Source organism: Alteromonas sp. DY56-G5 (assembly GCF_041414725.1).
In the GTDB taxonomy this organism is placed as follows: Bacteria; Pseudomonadota; Gammaproteobacteria; order Enterobacterales; family Alteromonadaceae; genus Alteromonas; species Alteromonas macleodii.
Genome location: NZ_JANHZQ010000107.1, coordinates 1 through 1,840, shown reverse-complemented (window position 1 = coordinate 1,840; position 1,840 = coordinate 1). Strand labels below are relative to the sequence as shown.

The following is a 1,840-nucleotide window of genomic DNA, read 5'->3' as shown; positions in this document are numbered from 1 at the left end:
TCCATAGTAGACAGTGCATGGGCCGGAAGCACATGGAATTAAATTCGTGGGGATCCCTCAGGGTCAGAGTACATTAAGCTATTTCCGAGCAATCAGCGGTTAACTGCTCACTGATTTGCGGTGGCCTACCCAACGCTTCGTGTTTTAAGCGGTGCCCAGTCAGGCTTTCAATTTGCTTTTTAAATGTATCGCTTCCCAGTACTAGTCCTCTTCGAGTACCGCTTTTAATTTTATTTATGACAGTTTCAGAAAGTTCATCATCGAACAGAGCGCGGTAAGCGGCAAGACGCTGGCTTTCTGAAGCTCCTAAATTTAGGTATACAGGATGAGGACTGTGCAGTGACGAAGGTGTGCCTAACGCATTTATTCTGTAGCTTGACCATTTATATTCAACCGGCTTTTCGACCATGTTCGCTCTTACAGGGTTTAGCTCGATATATCTATAAACCGTGAGAAGATATTCGTCGTTAGAAACCAGACTGGAATGAAACCTTCCTTCCCACAACGTCCCAGAGCGCTCATATTTGTGGTTAAAGTACCTCACATACATGCGGCCAAGCGCTTGCATCATTTTGCTTACGCCAAGGTTATCAAGCTTAGGAGTGCAAAGTAAATGAACATGATTGGTCATCAATACCCAAGCATGTATGCCTACATCAAATTTTGCAGAGAACTTTTTAAGCCAGCTAATATAGGCGATGTAGTCGTTTTCACACTTAAAGCATATTGAGCGATTGTTACCTCTTTGGATGACATGTTGAGGATAGCCTGCGGGAGCCAAACGAGGTTTCCTTGCCATAATTTCACCAAATTCCTTTCTATATTCTCTCTACTAAAATGAGTGAATTAAGAAAAGGCTACAACCCTGTACCTATCAAAACTGGTCTAACGGGCAAGCTGAAAGAATGAAATGAATGGCTTGTTTGGCTCTCTTAAATTAGAAAATGTACTCTGACCCCATTATTCATATCCCCAGGGGGCGCTTGGCGTTGCTATAGGGTTTTTGAGATCAAAATCTACCTGTACTTCGCGGGCAGGGCGAATTAGTCGGTAGCTAAAGCGGCTAGGGTAGATCATCATTTGCCAGACGTTATCTGTTGATGCTGCAATTCCCGATTCTATAAATAACGCTTTTGAATATACATCTGCAGGAAACGACTGCACTTGGGGGAACCCTTCATCTACGGTGTGGCCGCCATACATGGTTGAAGAATGAAAGCTGCCATCTTCATTTCTATGATCGTGCTTCAGCATAAGACCCGCGCCGGTTTTCGTTAGAATCCAAGTGCGGGATGCATCTTCACCCACGTGAAATGGAATTTGAATTTCCGAGTCTGTGCACTTTCTTATGTGCATAACAAGCTTCGCATCACCGAACGTATTACCCACATTGTCTTTGCTAACCTTGCCCTGAAATGCTTTACCGCAGTGGGCCTTTATCGCATTAAAAAATGCATCGTGAGTAGGAATCGAGACCAACGGTGCCTCTTTAGCAAGAGCAGCATTGCTTATTACAGCAAGCCCAAGTAAGACATACGCACAATACTTTTTCATTTCTTAATTCATCATAGCAAGTTGATACAGGCTTAGCAGTGTAACCCATCTGAGTAATGGGGTCAGAGTACTTTATTGATAAAGCTCATGGCGTGATGTGTGTTCAGGAGAGTGGCGGTACCACTTGGTGTAGTCGTTGGGCTGCTTCGCGGAAAAACTCGCAAAAATGCACTCTGACCCCATTTTTATGAAAGGGGTAAAAATTGAAGTAATGGGGTCAGAGTCTGAGGGATCCCCACGAATTTAATTCCATGTGCTTCCGGCCCATGCACTGTCTACTATGGAG

General features: G+C 44.1%; 2 protein-coding genes. Both read right to left on the bottom strand.

All coding sequences use genetic code 11. From position 1 onward, the window contains the following. Positions 1-73 precede the first annotated feature (73 nt). Positions 74-799, bottom strand: a complete 726-nt coding sequence (locus NO989_RS21725; protein WP_278344490.1) for a transposase — start codon at positions 797-799, stop codon at positions 74-76. 161 nt (positions 800-960) lie between these two features. Further along, positions 961-1,554 (bottom strand): hypothetical protein, encoded by a 594-nt coding sequence (locus NO989_RS21720; RefSeq protein WP_278344581.1) that lies wholly within the window; start codon positions 1,552-1,554, stop codon positions 961-963. Positions 1,555-1,840: the final 286 nt, after the last annotated feature.